Genomic DNA, 20,180 nt, shown 5'->3' on the forward strand with positions numbered 1-20,180 from the left:
CAAAACGACGCCGGCTCTCAAAAAATCTCAGTCCGGGCGCAGTGTCTCAAGCACTACGCCGTATTCCGGGGTGCCGCTTTGACATTCATCAAACTGGCGCCCCTCTCTCAGCACGATGATACGATCGGCAAATTCCGCCTCGCGGCGATTATGGGTGATCATCAAGACAGTCTTTCCCTCTGCCCTCGCGAAAAGCCGGCCGAGCACATCCCGGGCGGTTTCGCCGTCCAGCCCTTCCGTCACCTCGTCGAGAAGCCAGAGCGGCCTGTCGGCAAGCAGGAAACGGGCAAGCGCCAGCCGGCGCGACTGGCCGCCGGAAAGACCCTGCCCGGCCTCACCGAGCTTCGTTTCCAGCCGTTTCGGCAAGGTTCTGACGTGTTCGGCAAGCCCGGCCGCCTCGAGCGCGTCCCGCAACTCAACCCCCGTTGCGGCAGGCTTTGCCAGCCGCAGATTGTCGGCGATGCTGTCACGGAAAAGCTGGCTGCGCTGCGTCATCAGGGTGGACGGCAAGGCACGGACCGAGCCCGCAGCCGGGTGCAACTCGCCCGCCACCAGCTGGATGAGGCTCGTCTTGCCCGCACCGCTTGCACCGACGATCGCGACCCGTTCCCCGCAGGCGACTGCAAGGTTGATATTCGTCAGGACCGGATGCTCGTTCCCTTCCCGCTCCAGACGCACGCCTCTAAGCTCCGCCGCGATGCCACTCGCGGGTAATGCGGGACAGTGCGCGTCGGCCGTTGCAGAAAGGCGCGGCGCAATACGCCTTGCGGAAAACAGCGTACGGCCCAGCTCCATCGCCCCGCGGCGAAGCGCCGTGAAAGGCTCCAGCGCAGCGAAACAGACTAGCAGGCCAAGTGCGGCGGCCGGTGCGCTCACCGCCCCATGCTCCGCCAGCCAGGCCATGCCGAGAAGGGCGGCGCTCAAGAGAATGGCCGCTGAAAGGCCAAAGGAAAAACCGGCATTGGTCTCGATGCGGTTGAGGCTGTCATCACAGGTGGCGAGATAGTCATCCGCGCGCTTTACCGCGGCAACCTGCGCGGAAAGCCGGCCCGTGGTCAGCAGCTCCGTCTGTCCGCTCACGAGATCGGCCGTGCGGGCGCGCAACGCCTCGAGCCCGATGGCCCGCCGGCGCGAGAATTTTTCCGCTTTCAAGGCAGAGCGCGCAGAAATGCCGAGACCCGCCGCAATGAGGAAGGTGGCTGCCAGCACACCGGCAAGCGGGTGCAGGAAAGCAAGCCCGAAGCCGGTCACGAGCGCGGCAAGGATGGCGACGGCGGCGGGAACCAAGACGCGCAGATAAAGCGAATCCAGCGCGTCGATATCCGCCGTCAGCCGGTTCAGCAGACGGGCGGGCCGCGCTTCCAGAGATTTCGCCGCCTGCGGTGCGGCAAAACCGCGAAACAGTTTCTCCCGAAGCGCCGCAAGCACGGAAAGCGTGGCTTCGTGGGTCGTCATGCGCTCGCCATAACGGGCGGCGGTGCGTGCCAGCGCCAGAAGGCGAATAGCCGCCGAGGGGGCAAAGACATCAAAGGCGAAGGCCGTCGCCGGCAGCAGGCCGGCAATGGCCGCCGCGGTAATGAACCAACCGGACACGCCGAGAAGACCGATGCCTGCCAGAACAGTCGTGACCGCCAGAACCGCACCCGCAAGCAGCATGCCGCGCCGTGTCGACCAGAACAGGGCGATGACGGGTCTCAATATGGCAAAACGCGCGATCATGGCTGCCCCCTCGAATGGATCGCCGTCATATCCACGATCCTGTCCATGCGTGCCGCAAGTACCGGATCATGGGTCGCGACGATCAATGTCCTGCCCTTTGCCAGTTGCAGCAGGTTATCCGTGACGAGAGCAGCCGTTTCCCGGTCGAGATGCGCGGTCGGCTCATCGGCCAGAACAAGCTGCGTTGCCGGATCGGCGAAAGCGCGCGCTATGGCGAGCCGCACCGCCTCCCCGCCCGAAATGCCATTTCCGCCGTCTCCGATCTGCAAATGCCGGCGCGCCTGCGTCAATCCATCCAGTCCGGTGCGGTGCAGGACCTCTTCCACCATGGCCTCGCTGACCGCCAAGCGGCCAAAACCAATATTCGCCTTCATGGACGCGGCAAAAAAGAACGGCTTCTGACTGACCCAGCCGATCGTTCCGCGCAGCCCATCAGCCGTTGCGTCATCAAGCGTGACGCCGCCGATCCTGATTACGCCCTCACCCGCCTCGGCCAGCCCGGCAATCAAGGAGAGTACAGTGGATTTGCCACAACCGGAAGCCCCAAGAATCGCAACTCTCTCGCCCTGCTGAACCGTCAGGTTGAAATTCCGGATGACAGGCGGAGCATTCGGGTAAGCGAAGGAAAGGTTTTCCATCTCCAGCGGGCCGAGTGTCGGAGATGGCGCGCGCACCACATCCGCGCCCTCGCCAACGATTTTCGAGCCCCCCACCGTCAGTGTGGCGAGCGCATCGAGCGCCGCCTCGCCAGCCGCCCGATCATGCCAGACGGCGGAGAGTTCCCGCAATGGCTCGAAAAAGGCCGGCGCGAGGAGCAGGATGAAGAGGCCCTCTGCCAGCGTGAGTTTTTCGCCCCAGGCGCCGAAATCCAAAAAACCGAGCAGGTGGAAACCGATATAAACGGCGGTCATGGCAACACCGATCGCAGCAAAAAGCTCCAGCACGGCGGAGGAGAGGAAGGCGATCCTCAGAACGGCCATCGTCCGCTTCTTGAGGTTCTGCGCATCGGCATCGAGGCGCGCCGCCGTCAGGTCAACGGCCTTGAGCGTGCGGATCGTTTCCAGCCCGCGCAGGCGATCGAGCAGGAAGGCATTCATGTTGCCCGTCTCGGCCAGCTGCTTTTCACTGGCGGCCTTGGCCTGCCAGCCGATCAGGGCCATGAAGAGCGGGATGGTGGGCATGGCGAGTAGAAGCACCAGCGCCGCAATCCAGCTAAAGGGCAGGATGGCGAGCACGAAAACCAGGGGGACGATGGTGGCTTTCATGCGCGCCGGCTGGAACCGGGAAAGATAGGGCACCAGCGCTTCCGCAGCCTCCGCCACGATACCTGCCGCCTCACCCGAGGCCGTGCGCGACAGATCGAGCGGGGAAACCTTCGCCACGGCCTGCAACGCCTCGAACCGCCGCTGCGAAAGCGCTGCGCGTGCGGCACGGAAGGACCGCCGCGCCGCGACTTTTTCCATCCACGCCTTGAGAAGCCCGAGGATAAGGACCGCAACGGCGGCCGGCACGATCGCCATCATCGGCTCGCCATCGGCAATTTTTCCAACTGAAAAGGCCAGCAGGCGCGCCTGCGGCAGCCAGAGCAGCGCCGGCAGCACATGCAACAGGGCGACGGATCCGCCAACCGCGGGCGCATGTTGCGTTTTTACCGCGGTCTTGTCGGGGGCAACGTTGCGCCGGGCTCGACCGAAGAACCGCCGTTGCCCGGCACCGGGCACGGGACAGTCTGTGGCATCACCATCGGCCGATCGGGGGATGTGTGCGGACATGGTCACGACCGATCACCCTTTCTTCTTCGTGCCGCGGGGTCTTGCAAGCGAGACGATCTTGTCTTTCGCCTCCAGAAGCTTCGTGACCTTGGAACCGAGCGCCAGAAGCGAGGCCAGCCTCTCCGTCTCCAGCCGCTTCACATCATCATACCAGCCGGTAAGCTGCTCGATCAGCGTCTTCATCTCGTCGATGCGCCTTTGCGCATGCCGCTCATCTTCGTTTTCCGGCGTCTCCATCAGGATTTCGCGCAGCACGCTGAGCGTGGGATCGATCTCGCGCTTTTTCCGCTCCTCGGCGAGCGTGCGCAGAATCTGCCAGACATCATCAGGCGTCGTGAAAAAATCGCGCCTGTCACCGGGGAAGTGCTTGAGAATTGCAAGGTTCCACGCCTGAAGCTCCTTCAGGCTCATCGAGACGTTGGAACGGGAAATGCCGAGCGCCTCGACGATCTCGTCCGCACAGAGAGGCTGCGGCGAAATGTAAAGCAAAGCATAGACCTGGCCGACGGTACGGTTGATTCCCCAGCGGCTGCCCATCTCGCCAAAATGCAGCACGAAGGACTGAACGAGCGGTGACAGGCTGGTTGGCATTTCTTCACTTCCTGAATTTTCAGTAATTTCTGAAATTTCGATAACGCAAAAAACCGCAGGCAGCAAATCACCTTTTTGACCTGCGTCAAAATGTGCAAACCGGTGGGGCAGATCGGCAAAGGGCGGTCAGGGGCCGCAAAATATGAGACTGGAATCCCCGGCATCAGAGCGGATTGCGCTGCTTGAGGCCGCGGCCTCATCGCAAATCCATGATATCGGTAACAGCGCCGCTAGATCGCGCCACGCCCAAAACCATGCATAAAAAATCGGCGGCGGAATTATCCGCCACCGATTGAAAATAGCTCATCACTGTCCGCAGCAAATGCGCTTAGGAAAAGGCGATCTGCACCTTCATGGCGCGGCTGCGATCCGAGGCGAATTCGAAGGCCGAGATGGCGTCGGCAAGATCGACGGTCTGGGTGATGAAGGGTTTGACGTCGATCAGGCCCTTGCGCATCAGCTCGACGCCGGTGGCGAATTCCTCGTGGAAGCGAAAGGAACCACGCAGGTCGAGTTCCTTGGCTGTGATCGCCATCATCGGCAGGCTCATATCGCCGCCGAGCCCGAGCTGGACGATGATGCCGCGCGGCCGCAGTGCCGTAATGCCGCCGGCAAGCGCCACGGCCGCACCCGAGCATTCATAGAGAATGTCGAAGGTTCCCTTGTTTGCACCATAAGCGGCGAGCGCATCGGGCTCATCCTTGCTGTTGATGACACGGTCCGCCCCCGCTTCACGCGCTTTGGCGAGCGTGAAATCGGAAAGGTCGGTGGCGACGATTTCAGCCGCACCTGCCCGGCGCGCAGCCAGAATGGAGAGAATGCCGATGGGGCCGCAACCCGTGACGAGCACACGTTTCCCTAGCAAATCACCGGCCCGGCGTGTGGCGTGCAGCGTCACCGCCAGCGGTTCCGCCATGGCGGCTTCCCCGGCGCTGAGACCGTCTGCCGGCACGCATTGCAGGGCGTCCGCCACCAGAACTTCCCGGAACGCGCCCTGAATATGCGGGAAAGGCATGGCGCTGCCATAAAACCGCATGTTGAGGCACTGATTGTGCAGACCCTCCTGGCAGAAGCGGCAGGTCCGGCATGGGCGCGACGGCGAAACCGCCACCAGACCGCCGATCTTCAGCCCCTCCACGCCTTCGCCCAGTTCCTCGATGACGGCAGAAACCTCATGGCCTAGCACCATGGGTTCACGGAGCCGCACGGCACCGAAACCGCCATGATTGTAATAATGCAGATCGCTGCCGCAGATTCCGCCCCTCGCCAGACAAAGCCGCACCTCGCCCGGTCCCGGCTTTTCCTCCGGCCGGTCTTCGATGCGCACATCCTTTGCCCCGTGGGCTACAATCGCTTTCATGACAACTCCGTTCAAGCGTCCGCCACTGCGGCGCATAAAATTCCGCATCCAACTTGCTGCCGCACGACGGACCTTGACCCGCCTTGCCAGTTCGCCACCCGCCCGATACGTACCGAAAACGGGCGCGCCAGCCTTGACATCCGCCCTCAAACGGATGAATGTTATCGGTAACATATATCTTCAAGAATGCAATGTCGAGAGACTGGAGGAAACAGTGGGCCTTAATTTGTTCGATCTTTCCGGCCGCCGCGCCCTGTTCACGGGTTCGTCCCAGGGCATCGGTTTCGCGCTGGCGCAAGGGCTTTCGGAAGCCGGGGCGGAAGTGGTGCTGAACGGGCGCGACGAAGCGAAGCTGAAAGCAGCCGCTGCCGGCATCAAGGGCGCGAGAACACTTGCCTTCGACGCCACCGATCACGGCGCGGTGCGCGAGGCCATCGACCGCTTCGAAGCGGAGGTGGGCGCGATCGATATTCTCGTCAACAATGCCGGCATGCAGCACCGCACGCCGCTCGAGGATTTTCCGGCCGACGCCTTCGAGCGCCTGCTGCAAACCAACATCGCCTCGGTATTCCACGTCGGACAGGCAACCGCGCGCCACATGATTTCGCGCGGGCGCGGCAAGATCATCAATATCGCCAGCGTTCAGACAGCGCTTGCCCGCCCCGGCATCGCGCCCTACACCGCCACCAAGGGTGCCGTCGGCAATCTGACCAAGGGCATGGCGACAGACTGGGCCAAATATGGCCTGCAGTGCAATGCCATTGCGCCCGGTTATTTCGATACCCCGCTCAACGCCGCCCTTGTCGCAGACGAGACGTTTTCGGCCTGGCTTGAAAAGCGCACGCCGGCCGGACGCTGGGGCAAGGTGGAAGAGCTTGTCGGAGCCTGCATTTTCCTGTCGTCCGACGCGTCGTCCTTCGTGAACGGCCATATTCTCTACGTCGACGGCGGCATCACCGCGTCCCTGTGACAAATACCAAAACACGACACCTTGGGAGGAGGCCGTAAACAGCATGACCGGGAAGAACAACATTGCTCTCATCGGCGCGGGCGCCATGGGCGGCGCGATCGGCACACGGCTGGTGGAAACCGGCAATCACCTGACGGTTTTCGATCTGGATGCGGAAAAGGTCGCGGCGCTGACAAGCCTTGGTGCGGAGAGCGCTCGAACGGCGGCAGAGGCGGCCGCGGTTTCCGACGTGGTCATCCTCAGCCTCAACTCGCCGAAAATTGTTCGCATCGCCGTCTTCGGCAAGGATGGCGTGGCGGCAGGGGCAAAAGCCGGCACGCTAATTATCGACATGTCCTCCATCGACCCGGAAGCGACCAAGGAACTGGCGGCCGACGCCGCTGAAAAGGGCCTGCGCTGGGTGGATAGCCCGCTTTCGGGCGGCGCACCCAAGGCGCTCATCGGGCAATTGACGCTGATGGCTGGCGGCAGCGAGAAGGATGTGGCCGATGCCCATCGCGTGCTGCAGCATGTCGCCAGCAACTACACCCATATGGGCCCCTGTGGCGCCGGGCAGACAACCAAGCTCATCAATCAGGTTCTGTGCGGCCTAAACTTCCTTGCGGTGGCGGAAGCAACGCAGCTCGCGCTGGATGCCGGCGTCGATGCCGCCAAGATACCGCAGGCGCTGAAGGGCGGCCGCGCCGATAGCGCCATCCTTCAGGAATACATGCCACGCTATGTGGCGAAGGATTACCGCCGCACCGGCCGCATCGACAATATGGTCAAGGATCTGAACGGCGCGCAGGATCTTGCCCGGCGCACCAACACGGCCATGCCGCTGACTGCGGTTTGCGCCGAGGTGCACCGCATGCTGACGGCGGCGGGGCTCGGCGGAGAAGACCAGGCGGCGCTGATGGAATTTTTCAGCGGCGCAAAACAAACCTTCCCTGACTGATTTTCATCGCGAGCGCCACGGATGTGTGCGGCGCATCATAGCCATTGCGAAATGTCGCTGCAGCGAAGATGATCGGGCGAATCGGCGAGGCAATCGGCCCGGCCGTCGCAGATGCATGCATGTAAAGGACAATTCCCGATGACCACTTCCGCAACAGGCACGGGGATTGCCGGTCTGACCGTTTCCGGCAACGGTTTTTGCGCCGAGATCGCTTATGAGGGCGCAACGCTTCTCAGCTGGCGACCGCTCTCTGCCGATGGCGAAAAGGGCGAGGATCTGGTTGACGGATATCTGACAGCCGCGGAATTGCAGTCGCAGAACGGCGTGAGAAACGGCATTCTTGCGCCCTTCACCAACCGCATTCCGCAAGGCCGATATGATTTCGGCGGCGAAACGCACCACATCGAGCCGGTGCTTGACCATGAAGACCTTGTTTTCCACGGCTTCGCCCGCGCCCTGCCCTTTGTTCTCAACCAGTCCTTCGAGGAAAATGGCGCGCAAATTCTTGTCTTCCGGACGGAAATCGCGCCCGGCGATTTCAAGGGTTACCCCTATCGGCTCACCATCGAGGTGGAGTATCGCTTTGCGGGCCACGACGTCACCATCGACATACGCGGCACCAATCGCGGCGACCGGCCTTTGCCTTTCGCCGCCGGCTGGCATCCCTATTTTCGCCTGCCCGGTTCGACGTCCATCGACGACCTTCTTCTCACGCTGCCCTCGCGAACCGCGATCGAAACGGACGACGATCTCATTCCCCTGCGGGATCAGCAGGGCGGCATCGTCACACGGGACGACACCCGCTTTCTCTATGCGCCGCTATCCGGTCATGTAGCGGATGTCTGCTTCACCGATCTGATCGCATCCGAAAACGGACTTTACGAAACACGGCTCGAAAACCGGCATAACGGATCGAGCCTCACGGTCTGGCACGAGCGTGGCCACATGCATGTCTTCACCGGCGATACGCTCGCCCGCGACAGGCGGCAATCCATCGCGCTCGAACCGGTGGAAACGCCCACCAATGCCTTCAACCACGGGGAACTCGCCGCTGCAATTACCTTGCAACCGGGCGAGACGCGCAGCTTCCGCTTCGGCGTCCGTTTTGAGGCGGGCCGCTGAGAGGAGCTCGATGGTCCCTCAGATATGCGTCGTCGGCAGCGACGAAGACAGCTTCACCGTTTCCATGGAGATATAGGCGGACATGTCGTAAAGCTGGACGCGGCGCAGGATCTGTTTGTAGACCGTGTCGTAATATTCGACATTCGGCAGCACCAGTTTCAGAATATAGTCGAAATTGCCGGTCAGCCGGTGAACCTCGACGATTTCAGGTATGGTGCTGACGGCGGCATGGAACCTGTCCAGCCAGTCTTCCGCATGCAGCCCCGTCCTCACCAGCAGGAAAACCGTGGTCGGAAGGTTGATCTTCCGTCGGTCGAGCAGCGCCATCGTGCCGGTCACATAGCCTTCGGTGCGCAATCGCGTGATACGGCGCGAACAGGCGGATAACGACAGGGAAACCTGCTCCGCAATGTCGGCGAGCGGCGTTTCGGCATTTTCCTGGAGAATCGCAAGGATTCGGCGGTCGCGATCATCAATCATCCGGAAAGAATGCACAGGTTAACGCAATAACGCAAGAATTTTGCAGAGTTTGCGCAAATACCGCCCCTTACTTGCATATGCAGCCTGAAAACCATGAAAAAACGCACGCCGTTTTCGTGGCGGCGATGGCATTCTTGTCTTCAATCAAACTCGATAAGGGGAAACTTATGAAACGCATCGGCCTGATCGGCGGCATGAGCTGGGAATCCACCGCAACCTATTACCGCATGATCAACGAGGCCGTGCGCGACAGCCGCGGCGGTCTGGTCTCGGCTGATATCGTCATGCATTCGCTCGATTTTTCCGAGGTTGTCGCCCTTCAGAAGGCTGACCGCTGGGATGAAGCGGGCGCGCTTCTGGGCGCTGCCGGTGCACGCCTTGCCAATGCCGGTGCCGATTGTGTGCTGATCTGCACCAACACAATGCATCTCGTTGCAGACACGGTTGAGAAAATGTCGGGCGTCGCCCTGATCGACATCATCGACGAAACGGCGGCCGCCCTGAAGGCGGACGGGCGTCGCAAGCCGCTGCTGCTCGCCACCCGCTACACGATGGAACATGGCTTCTATACTGACCGGATGCGCCAGCATGGTGTGGACCTGGTCGTGCCCGAAGCGGACGACCGCGCTGCGATCCATGACATCATTTTCGGCGAACTGTGCCAGGGCGAAATCAAGTCCTGCTCGCGCGAACGCTACCTTGCCGTCATCGAAAAGGCCCGTGCACTCGGCGTCGATTCCGTCATTCTCGGCTGCACGGAAATTTCACTACTGATCGATCCCGATGCGCTGCCGCTGCCGGGGTATGATTCAACCGCCATTCACGCGAAGGCCGCCGTCGACTTCGCGCTCGGAGACAAGGCATTCGACAGAGCCGCATGAATGTGCCGCCTTTTTGCCTATTCCGGTAAACCTGTCTGGCTCGACAGCCTGCTGATCGAGCCGGAAGCATCATTGGTAAGCCAGTCCATGGCCGCAAGAGAAGCAAAAACCGTCGTCAACGGCGATGGCTGCGGCCTTGGCTGGTATGGCGAACGGGGAACGCCCGGCGTCTTTCGCGACACCCGGCCCGCCTGGTCCGATGCCAATCTGGCCGCGCTCTGCCAGCAATTGCGCTCCGGCATGTTCATGGCCCATGTCCGCTCCGCCACGTCAGGCGAGGTATCCCGTGCCAATTGCCATCCCTTTGCGCATGGCCAATATCTGTTCATGCATAACGGCCAGATCGGCGGTTACGAGCAGATAAGGCGCGACATCGATTCCCTTATCCCGGACGATATCTATGCATCCCGGCGCGGCACCGGCGACAGCGAAGCCATTTTCCTGATTGCCGCCGGCCTTGGTCTCGATGCGGATCCGGTTCGCGCCATTTCTACCGCGCTCCGCCTCTGCCAGGAAAAGATGGTTGCGGCGGGCGTGTCTTCGGCTCTGCGCTTCAGCGCGGTACTGATGGATGGCGATTGCGTGCATGCCTTCCGCTGGTCAAGCGACGACAAACCGCCGACCCTCTACTGGCGCGGGTTGGAAGAGGGCATTGCGTTGAGTTCCGAGCCCTTTTCCTTCGATTGCACCCCCTGGTGCGCCGTTCCACCGAACACCAGCGTGACGATCCGCGCAGGCGAAATGGTGGCGCAGCCTTTTTGCCTGGGGTGAACACGTTATTATCGCCCGGTTTCGCGCAACCGCCACCGGGGACCGGTGAGGCTGCGGCGAAGACCCATTTATTTTCATTGAACTTTTGCAGCCGCGAAGGCTAGTGTGTGGTTCAGGGCATCAGGCTGAAACCCGTGCGCGGTTTTCGGCCCGGTGTTTAAACATGATAATTGAGCGAAACAGATTTCAGGACCGGTGAACCATTTATAAAGTGTTGCAGCCTCTTTCCCTTTTTTGAACGATGCCCGGCATCGCAACGACCACGCGAACCTTTTCGGTAACGGCGGATAAAGGGCTGGTAATGCCTTCGGCGATCCTTGGGACGCGGAAGAAAAAGTCTTATTTTTCATAACCCTAAGCCGTTCAACTTTCCGTAAAAATTGCTGTTGCCACACCTCCATATCGATGCATAAACTGGCATCAGCAAAGGCAACACGGATCGACCTCTCAGACCCTCTCCTCCCACCAAGGTGCTGACCGACCAATGATCAATAATCTTACCGCCGCCGATCTTCCCCGCCCCGCCCCGCGCAGTTCCAACCCGGAAATCATGGCTGCGGAAATCATCGAGCGACTGACCTACCGCATCGGCAAGGACGTCAAGGTTGCGAAACCGCATGACTGGCTGACCGCAACCATCCTCGTCGTGCGCGACCGCATCATCGACAAATGGATGGCATCCACCCGCAAGGCCTATGCCGACAATTCCAAGCGCGTTTATTATCTGTCGCTGGAATTTCTGATCGGCCGCCTGATGCGCGACGCCATCTCCAATATCGGCCTGATGCATGAAATCCGCGATGCGCTGTCCTCGCTTGGCGTCGATCTGGATGTCATCGCAGGGCTGGAGCCGGATGCTGCACTCGGCAATGGCGGCCTCGGCCGTCTCGCCGCCTGTTTCATGGAATCCATGGCAACAGTCGATATTCCCGCCTATGGTTACGGCATTCGTTACGTGCACGGCCTCTTCCGCCAGCAGATGGCGGATGGATGGCAGGTGGAATTGCCGGAAACCTGGCTGGCGCATGGCAACCCCTGGGAGTTCGAACGCCGCGAAAGCTCCTATGAAATCGGCTTCGGCGGATCGGTGGAGACGATCGGCGGATATGAAGACCCGCAGCGTTTCGTCTGGAAACCGGCCGAACGTGTGATCGCCATGGCCTATGACACCCCGGTCGTCGGCTGGCGCGGCACCCGCGTCAACACGTTGCGGTTATGGTCTGCGCAGCCTATCGACCCCATTCTCTTGGCCGCCTTTAATGCCGGCGACCATATCGGCGCATTGCGCGAGAGCAACAAGGCGGAAAGCCTGACGCGGGTTCTCTACCCTGCCGATGCGACCCCGGCCGGGCAGGAACTGCGCCTGCGGCAGGAGTTCTTCTTCTCCTCCGCCTCGCTGCAGGACATTCTGCGCCGCCATCTCCAGCAATATCCTGACTTCACCTCGTTGCCGGACAAGGTCTCGATTCAGCTCAACGATACCCATCCGGCCATTTCCATCTGTGAAATGATACGCCTGCTCTGTGATGTGCACGGTCTTGAATTCGACGAGGCCTGGAAGATCACCCAGGGCACCTTCTCCTACACCAACCACACGCTTCTGCCCGAAGCGTTGGAAAGCTGGCCGGTGCCGCTGCTCGAGCGTCTTCTTCCAAGACATATGCAGATCGTCTACGCGATCAACGCCAATACGCTGCTCTTTGCCCGCAAGGAAAAGAAGATGGCGGATCAGCAGATCCGCTCGATCTCGCTGATCGATGAAGGCGGCGAGCGCCGTGTGCGCATGGGCAATCTCGCCTTCATCGGCTCGCATTCCATCAATGGCGTTTCGGCGCTTCATACTGAGTTGATGAAGGAAACGGTCTTTGCCGACCTGCACAGCCTCTATCCTGAACGGATCAATAACAAGACCAACGGCATCACCCCGCGCCGCTGGCTGATGCAGTGTAACCCCGGCCTCACCGGGTTGATCCGGGAAGCCATCGGCGACGATTTCCTCGACGATGCGGAAAAGCTCATCGCGCTTGACCGTTTCGCCGACGATGCCGGTTTCCGTGAGAAATTCGCCGAAGTGAAGCGCCTGAACAAGGTGCGCCTCGCCAACACCGTGGCGCAGCGCATGGGCATCCGCGTCGATCCTTCGGCCATGTTCGACATCCAGATCAAGCGCATCCACGAATATAAGCGCCAGCTTCTGAACCTTATCGAAACGGTGGCGCTTTACGACCAGATCCGTTCCCACCCGGAACTGGATTGGGTGCCGCGCGTTAAGTTCTTCGCAGGCAAGGCGGCGCCGAGTTATCACAACGCGAAGCTGATCATCAAGCTTGCCAACGATATTGCCCGGGTCATCAACAACGACCCGGCCGTGCGCGGGCTTCTGAAGGTGGTGTTTATTCCGAACTACAACGTCTCGCTTGCGGAAATCATGGTTCCCGCCGCCGATCTTTCCGAACAGATTTCGACCGCCGGCATGGAAGCGTCCGGCACCGGCAACATGAAATTTGCCCTGAACGGCGCGCTCACCATCGGCACGCTCGATGGCGCGAATGTGGAAATGCTCGAACATGTCGGCGCTGACAACATCGTCATCTTCGGCATGACGGCGGAAGAAGTCTCCAGGGCTCGCGCCGAAGGCCATAATCCCCGCGCCATCATCGAAGGGTCTGCGGAATTGTCGCAGGCGCTGTCATCAATCGCGTCGGGCGTGTTTTCACCGGATGACCGTTCGCGGTTTTCCGCCCTGATGGATGGCATCTACAACAGCGACTGGTTCATGGTGGCTGCCGATTTCGACGCCTATGCCGATGCACAGCGCAAGGTGGACGCGATCTGGAGCGATCAGGATAGCTGGAATACGAAAGCAGTGCGCAACACGGCGCGTATGGGCTGGTTCTCGTCCGACAGGACGATCCGCCAATATGCCACCGAGATCTGGAGAGCCTGATGAAAAAACCGCTCAATTCGGCCGAAGAGAAAAAGACTGGCGACATCACGAAGGCTGAAATCGAGGCGATCAAGAGCGGTTTGCACTCCAATCCCTTTGCCCTTCTCGGCGTTCACGAAACGCCGGAAGGGTTTTCCGCCCGCTGTTTCATTCCCGGTGCCGAGGAGGTTTCCGTCCTGACGCTGGACGGAAATTTCGTGGGCGAATTAAAGCAGATCGATCCGGACGGTTTTTTCGAAGGCCGGATCGATCTTTCAAAGCGCCAGCCTGTGCGTTACCGCGCCTGCCGCGATGATGCCGAATGGGCGGTGACCGACCCTTACAGCTTCGGCCCGGTTCTTGGCCCCATGGACGATTATTTCGTACGCGAGGGCTCGCATCTGCGGCTATTCGACAGGATGGGCGCGCATCCGCTGAAGCTCGAGGGCGTCGAAGGTTTCCACTTCGCCGTCTGGGCTCCCAATGCGCGGCGCGTTTCCGTGGTCGGCGATTTCAACAATTGGGACGGTCGCCGGCATGTGATGCGCTTCCGCAAGGATACCGGCATCTGGGAAATCTTCGCGCCTGACGTCTATGCCGGCTGCGCCTACAAATTCGAAATCCTCGGTGCGAACGGCGAGCTTCTGCCGCTTAAGGCCGACCCCTATGCGCGGCGCGGTGAATTGCGGCCGAAGAACGCTTCCGTCACTGCGCCGGAATTGACGCAGAAATGGGAAGACCAGGCCCATCGCGAACATTGGGCACAGGTGGACCAGCGCCGCCAGCCGATCAGCATCTATGAGGTGCATGCCGGTTCCTGGCAGCGCCGCGAGGACGGCACTTTCCTCAGCTGGGACGAGCTGGCCGCGCAACTCATTCCCTATTGCACGGATATGGGCTTCACTCATATCGAGTTCCTGCCGATTACCGAACATCCCTATGATCCCTCCTGGGGTTACCAGACGACCGGCCTTTACGCCCCGACCGCCCGTTTCGGCGATCCGGAAGGTTTTGCGCGTTTCGTCAATGGCGCCCACAAGGTCGGCATAGGTGTTCTGCTGGACTGGGTTCCCGCGCACTTCCCCACCGACGAGCACGGGCTGCGCTGGTTCGATGGCACGGCGCTTTACGAACATGCCGATCCGCGTCAGGGTTTTCATCCCGACTGGAACACGGCCATCTATAATTTCGGCCGCATCGAGGTGATGTCCTACCTCATCAACAATGCGCTTTATTGGGCCGAGAAATTCCATCTCGACGGCCTGCGTGTCGATGCAGTCGCCTCGATGCTCTATCTCGATTATTCCCGCAAGGAAGGCGAGTGGATCCCCAACGAATATGGCGGGCGCGAAAACCTCGAATCCGTTCGTTTCCTGCAGAAGATGAATTCCCTGGTCTACGGCACTCATCCGGGCGTCATGACGATTGCAGAGGAATCCACCTCCTGGCCGAAAGTGTCCCAGCCGGTTCACGAGGGCGGGCTTGGTTTCGGCTTCAAATGGAACATGGGCTTCATGCACGACACGCTGAGTTATTTCTCGCGTGAGCCGGTGCACCGCAAATTCCACCATCAGGAACTGACCTTCGGGTTGCTTTACGCCTTCACCGAAAATTTCGTGCTGCCGCTTTCCCATGACGAGGTGGTGCACGGCAAGGGATCGCTGATCGCCAAGATGTCGGGCGACGACTGGCAGAAATTCGCCAATCTCCGGTCCTATTACGGCTTCATGTGGGGTTATCCCGGCAAGAAACTGCTGTTCATGGGGCAGGAGTTCGCCCAGTGGAGCGAATGGAGCGAAAAGGGATCGCTCGACTGGAACCTTCGCCAATATCCGATGCATGAAGGCATGCGCCGCCTCGTGCGCGATCTCAACCTCACCTATCGATCCAAAGCCGCCCTGCACGCCCGTGACTGCGAACCCGACGGCTTCCGCTGGCTTGTCGTCGATGATCACGAGAATTCCGTCTTCGCCTGGCTGCGCACGGCGCCTGGTGAAAAACCGGTGGCGGTCATCTGCAATCTCACCCCGGTCTACCGGGAGAACTATTATGTGCCGCTTCCTGTTGCGGGGCGGTGGAGGGAGATTCTCAACACCGATGTCGAAATTTATGGCGGCAGCGGCAAGGGAAATGGCGGACGTGTTCAGGCGGTCGATGCCGGCGGAGAAATCGGGGCGATGCTCGTCCTGCCGCCGCTTGCCACGATCATGCTCGAACCGGAAAACTGACAGACAGAGAGGGAGGACACTATGTCGGAAAAAAGAGTTCAGCCTTTGGCGCGTGATGCAATGGCCTATGTCCTCGCAGGCGGAAGAGGAAGCCGTCTGAAGGAACTGACGGATCGCCGGGCAAAACCCGCGGTTTATTTCGGCGGTAAGGCGCGTATCATCGATTTTGCGCTTTCCAACGCGCTCAATTCCGGTATTCGCCGCATCGGCGTCGCCACGCAATATAAGGCTCACTCCCTCATCCGCCACCTGCAACGCGGCTGGGACTTCTTCCGTCCCGAGCGTAACGAAAGCTTCGACATTCTGCCGGCTTCGCAGCGCGTGTCCGAAACGCAATGGTACGAAGGCACCGCCGACGCGGTTTACCAGAACATCGACATCATCGAGCCCTATGCCCCAGAATATATGGTCATTCTGGCCGGCGACCATATTTACAAAATGGACTACGAATACATGCTGCAACAGCATGTCGATTCCGGTGCCGACGTCACGATCGGCTGCCTTGAAGTGCCGCGCATGGAAGCGACCGGCTTCGGCGTGATGCATGTGAACGAAAAAGACGAGATCATCGACTTCATCGAAAAGCCGGCCGATCCGCCCGGCATTCCCGGCAATGAAGGTTTTGCGCTCGCCTCGATGGGCATCTACGTCTTCCACACGAAGTTCCTGATGGAAGCGCTGCGCCGCGATGCCGCCGATCCGACCTCCAGCCGCGACTTCGGCAAGGACATCATTCCCTATATCGTCGAACACGGTAAAGCCGTTGCGCACCGCTTCGCTGATTCCTGCGTGCGTTCGGATTTCGAGCACGAACCCTACTGGCGAGACGTCGGCACCATCGATGCCTATTGGCAGGCCAATATCGACCTCACGGATGTGGTGCCGGACCTCGATATCTACGACAAGTCCTGGCCGATCTGGACCTATGCGGAAATCACCCCGCCGGCGAAATTCGTGCATGACGATGAAGATCGCCGTGGTTCGGCCGTATCGTCGGTCGTCTCCGGCGACTGCATCATTTCCGGTGCAGCGCTCAACCGCAGCCTGCTGTTCACAGGGGTGCGCGCCAATTCATACTCCCGCCTTGAGAATGCCGTAGTACTGCCGAGTGTGAAGATCGGGCGTCATGCCCAGCTCAGCAATGTCGTCATCGACCATGGCGTGGTCATTCCGGAAGGACTGATTGTAGGAGAAGACCCCGAACTGGATGCCAAACGCTTCCGCCGCACGGAAAGCGGCATCTGCCTTATCACCCAATCGATGATCGACAAGCTGGACCTGTAGAGCCCATGAATGTCCTTTCGGTTTCATCCGAAATTTATCCCCTGATCAAGACCGGAGGGCTCGCCGACGTTGTCGGCGCGCTCCCCATCGCGCTCGAAGCCCACGGCGTCAGAACGCGGACATTGATACCCGGCTATCCGGCGGTGAAAGCCGCCGTGACGGACCCCGTCAAATGTTTTGAGTTCACCGATCTGCTTGGCGAAAAGGCCGATCTGCTCGAAGTCCAACACGAAGGGCTAGACCTTCTGATCCTCGACGCGCCCGCCTATTACGAGCGTTCCGGCGGCCCCTATCTCGGCCAGACCGGCAAGGATTATCCTGATAACTGGAAGCGTTTTGCGGCGCTGTCACTGGCGGCGGCGCGGATCGGCGCCGGTGTGCTCCCCGGCTGGCGGCCGGATATGGTGCACGCGCATGACTGGCAGGCCGCCATGACGCCTGTCTATATGCGTTATGCCGAAACACCGGAAATTCCGAGCCTTCTCACCATCCACAACATTGCCTTTCAGGGCCAGTTCGGCGCGAACATCTTCAGCAAACTTGCCCTGCCCGCTCACGCCTTCGGCATGGAGGGCATCGAATATTACAACGACGTCAGCTTCCTCAAGGGCGGCTTGCAGACGGCAACCGCGCTCAGCACGGTCAGCCCATCCTATGCGGAAGAAATCCTGACCGCGGAATTCGGCATGGGGCTTGAAGGGGTGATCGGCAGCCGCGCCCATGTGCTGCACGGCATCGTCAACGGCATCGACGCCGATGTCTGGAACCCAGCCACCGACCATCTGATCCACGACAATTATTCCGCCGCCAATCTCAAGAACCGTGCCCTGAACAAGAAGGCGGTCGCCGAACATTTCCGTATCGATGATGATGGCAGCCCGCTATTCTGCGTCATCTCCCGCCTCACCTGGCAGAAGGGCATCGACCTCATGGCGGAAGCCGTGGATGAGATCGTTTCCCTCGGCGGCCGCCTGGTCGTGCTGGGCGCGGGCGATGTGGCACTGGAAGGCGCGCTTCTTGCGGCGGCATCCCGCCACCATGGACGCGTCGGTGTTGCCATCGGTTACAACGAGCCGCTGTCGCATCTCATGCAGGCGGGTTGCGACGCGATCATCATTCCCTCTCGCTTCGAGCCCTGCGGCCTGACCCAGCTTTACGCGTTGCGTTACGGCTGCATTCCGGTCGTCGCCCGCACCGGCGGCCTTGCCGACACCGTGATTGACGCCAACCATGCCGCCCTCGCCAGCAAGGCGGCAACTGGCGTACAATTTTCACCCGTCACACTTGACGGTCTGAAACAGGCGATCCGCCGGACCGTCCGTTATTATCACGACCCGAAACTGTGGACACAAATGCAGAAACTCGGAATGAAATCCGATGTTTCCTGGGAAAAAAGCGCCGGTCTCTACGCCGCGCTTTATAGCCAGCTTATTTCGAAAGGCCATTGAACCAATGATCAAGACTATCAAGACGACGCCTTATCAGGACCAGAAGCCGGGCACATCCGGCCTGCGCAAGAAGGTGCCAGTCTTCGCCCAGGAAAATTATGCCGAGAACTTCATCCAGTCGATCTTCGACGCGCTTGAAGGTTTTGAGGGCCAGACGCTGGTGATCGGCGGCGACGGCCGTTATTACAACCGCGAAGTCATCCAGAAGGCGATCAAAATGGCCGCCGCCGCCGGTTTCGGCAAGGTGCTGGTCGGTCAGGGCGGCATTCTCTCGACGCCCGCCGCCTCCAACGTTATCCGCAAATACAAGGCCTTCGGCGGCATCGTGCTTTCCGCCAGCCATAATCCCGGCGGCCCGACCGAAGATTTCGGCATCAAATACAATATCGGCAATGGCGGCCCAGCACCGGAAAAGATCACCGACGCGATCTATGCTCGCTCTAAGGTCATCGACAGCTACAAAATCTCTGATGCAGCCGATATCGATCTCGACAAGATCGGCAGCTTCAAGGTGGATGAACTAACGGTCGACGTTATCGATCCGGTTGCCGATTATGCTGCGCTGATGGAAGAGCTGTTCGATTTTGGCGCCATCCGTTCTCTCATCGCCGGCGGCTTCAAGGTCGTCGTCGATTCCATGAGCGCCGTCACCGGCCCCTATGCCGTTGAGATCCTCGAAAAGCGTCTCGGCGCTCCCAAGGGCTCCGTCCGCAACGCAACACCGCTGCCCGATTTCGGCGGCCACCATCCCGATCCGAACCTTGTCCATGCCAAGGAGCTTTATGACGACGTCATGAGCCCGGAAGGCCCGGATTTCGGCGCGGCTTCCGATGGTGATGGCGACCGCAATATGGTTGTCGGCAAGGGCATGTTCGTCACTCCCTCCGATAGTCTCGCGATCATCGCCGCCAATGCCAAGCTGGCGCCCGGTTATGCCGCCGGCATTTCCGGCATCGCCCGCTCGATGCCGACCAGTGCGGCAGCCGACCGCGTCGCTGAAAAGCTCGGGCTTGGAATGTACGAAACCCCGACCGGCTGGAAATTCTTCGGCAATCTCATGGATGCCGGCAAGGTGACGATCTGCGGCGAGGAAAGCTTTGGCACCGGTTCGAACCATGTGCGTGAAAAGGATGGCCTGTGGGCCGTGCTTTACTGGCTGAACATTGTCGCGGCGCGCAAGGAAAGTGTGAAGGACATCGTCACCAAGCACTGGGCCGAATATGGCCGCAACTATTATTCGCGCCACGACTATGAGGAAGTGGATTCGGATGCCGCCAACACGCTGGTGGCCATCCTGCGCGAAAAACTCGCGACACTGCCCGGCACCAGCTACGGCAATCTGAAGGTCGCGGCGGCGGATGATTTTGCCTATCACGATCCGGTCGACCAGTCTGTCAGCAAGAACCAGGGCATCCGCATCCTGTTCGAAGGTGGCTCGCGCATCGTGCTGCGCCTTTCCGGCACCGGTACTGCGGGCGCGACGCTTCGCCTTTACGTCGAGCGTTACGAGCCGGATGCGGCCCGTCACGGCATCGAAACGCAGACGGCGCTCGCCGATCTGATTTCCGTTGCCGATACCATCGCCGGCATCAAGGCCCATACCGGCCGCAGCGAACCGACTGTCATTACCTGATAACGTCCGCCCGCTCATGAGGGACGCGCAAGCGCCCCTCATTCGGCCTTGCCTCTGC

The 20,180-nt window shown here is 60.4% G+C and carries 15 protein-coding genes; 10 read left to right on the forward strand and 5 right to left on the reverse strand.

Annotation, left to right across the window (positions count from 1 at the left end; genetic code table 11):
* Positions 1-27 precede the first annotated feature (27 nt).
* From GSF67_RS18230 to GSF67_RS18245, 4 genes are all read right to left on the reverse strand, one after another.
* On the reverse strand, positions 28-1,719 hold the full coding sequence (locus GSF67_RS18230) for an amino acid ABC transporter ATP-binding/permease protein (RefSeq protein ID WP_006313808.1): 1,692 nt from the start codon (positions 1,717-1,719) through the stop codon (positions 28-30).
* Entirely contained in the window at positions 1,716-3,491 is a 1,776-nt protein-coding gene (cydD, locus tag GSF67_RS18235; RefSeq protein ID WP_006313807.1) for a thiol reductant ABC exporter subunit CydD, read from the reverse strand. The genes GSF67_RS18230 and cydD overlap by 4 nt, the downstream gene beginning before the upstream one ends.
* 12 nt (positions 3,492-3,503) lie before the next feature.
* Positions 3,504-4,082, reverse strand: a complete 579-nt coding sequence (locus tag GSF67_RS18240; protein ID WP_006313806.1) for a GbsR/MarR family transcriptional regulator — start codon at positions 4,080-4,082, stop codon at positions 3,504-3,506.
* 328 nt (positions 4,083-4,410) lie between these two features.
* The gene (locus tag GSF67_RS18245; protein WP_006313793.1) at positions 4,411-5,442 is read right to left on the reverse strand and encodes an L-idonate 5-dehydrogenase; all 1,032 of its coding nucleotides are present in this window, start codon (positions 5,440-5,442) and stop codon (positions 4,411-4,413) included.
* 214 nt (positions 5,443-5,656) lie between these two features.
* Here GSF67_RS18245 and GSF67_RS18250 point away from each other — a divergent pair, with 214 nt between their 5' ends.
* From GSF67_RS18250 to GSF67_RS18260, 3 genes are all read left to right on the forward strand, one after another.
* Positions 5,657-6,412 carry an SDR family oxidoreductase gene (locus GSF67_RS18250; RefSeq protein ID WP_006313791.1) on the forward strand — a complete coding sequence of 252 codons (756 nt, stop codon included), beginning with the start codon at positions 5,657-5,659 and terminating at the stop codon, positions 6,410-6,412.
* A 43-nt stretch (positions 6,413-6,455) separates the two neighbouring features.
* Positions 6,456-7,349, forward strand: a complete 894-nt coding sequence (locus tag GSF67_RS18255; protein WP_006313789.1) for an NAD(P)-dependent oxidoreductase — start codon at positions 6,456-6,458, stop codon at positions 7,347-7,349.
* Between the two features lie 138 nt (positions 7,350-7,487).
* The gene (locus GSF67_RS18260; RefSeq protein WP_006313785.1) at positions 7,488-8,471 is read left to right on the forward strand and encodes an aldose 1-epimerase; all 984 of its coding nucleotides are present in this window, start codon (positions 7,488-7,490) and stop codon (positions 8,469-8,471) included.
* Between the two features lie 18 nt (positions 8,472-8,489).
* Here GSF67_RS18260 and GSF67_RS18265 read toward each other — a convergent pair whose 3' ends face one another.
* Entirely contained in the window at positions 8,490-8,951 is a 462-nt protein-coding gene (locus GSF67_RS18265; protein ID WP_006313784.1) for an Lrp/AsnC family transcriptional regulator, read from the reverse strand.
* 167 nt (positions 8,952-9,118) lie between these two features.
* Between GSF67_RS18265 and GSF67_RS18270 the strand changes: the two genes are divergently transcribed.
* From GSF67_RS18270 to GSF67_RS18300, 7 genes are all read left to right on the forward strand, one after another.
* Positions 9,119-9,832, forward strand: a complete 714-nt coding sequence (locus tag GSF67_RS18270) for an aspartate/glutamate racemase family protein (RefSeq protein ID WP_035215794.1) — start codon at positions 9,119-9,121, stop codon at positions 9,830-9,832.
* Entirely contained in the window at positions 9,833-10,603 is a 771-nt protein-coding gene (locus GSF67_RS18275) for a class II glutamine amidotransferase (RefSeq protein WP_006313781.1), read from the forward strand. It abuts the gene before it with no gap.
* 484 nt (positions 10,604-11,087) lie between these two features.
* A complete protein-coding gene (locus tag GSF67_RS18280; RefSeq protein WP_006313780.1) occupies positions 11,088-13,550 on the forward strand; it encodes a glycogen/starch/alpha-glucan phosphorylase in 2,463 nt (820 codons plus the stop codon).
* Positions 13,550-15,757 carry a 1,4-alpha-glucan branching protein GlgB gene (gene glgB, locus GSF67_RS18285; protein ID WP_176072061.1) on the forward strand — a complete coding sequence of 736 codons (2,208 nt, stop codon included), beginning with the start codon at positions 13,550-13,552 and terminating at the stop codon, positions 15,755-15,757. The genes GSF67_RS18280 and glgB overlap by 1 nt, the downstream gene beginning before the upstream one ends.
* A gap of 21 nt (positions 15,758-15,778) precedes the next feature.
* A complete protein-coding gene (gene glgC / locus GSF67_RS18290; RefSeq protein ID WP_006313778.1) occupies positions 15,779-17,041 on the forward strand; it encodes a glucose-1-phosphate adenylyltransferase in 1,263 nt (420 codons plus the stop codon).
* A gap of 5 nt (positions 17,042-17,046) precedes the next feature.
* Entirely contained in the window at positions 17,047-18,489 is a 1,443-nt protein-coding gene (gene glgA, locus GSF67_RS18295) for a glycogen synthase GlgA (protein ID WP_006313777.1), read from the forward strand.
* 4 nt (positions 18,490-18,493) lie between these two features.
* Complete coding sequence (locus GSF67_RS18300; RefSeq protein WP_006313776.1) at positions 18,494-20,122, forward strand: alpha-D-glucose phosphate-specific phosphoglucomutase; 1,629 nt, start codon at positions 18,494-18,496, stop codon at positions 20,120-20,122.
* The last annotated feature ends 58 nt before the right edge of the window (positions 20,123-20,180 follow it).

It is taken from the genome of Agrobacterium sp. CGMCC 11546 (assembly GCF_013365515.1).
Lineage (GTDB): Bacteria > Pseudomonadota > Alphaproteobacteria > Rhizobiales > Rhizobiaceae > Agrobacterium > Agrobacterium fabrum.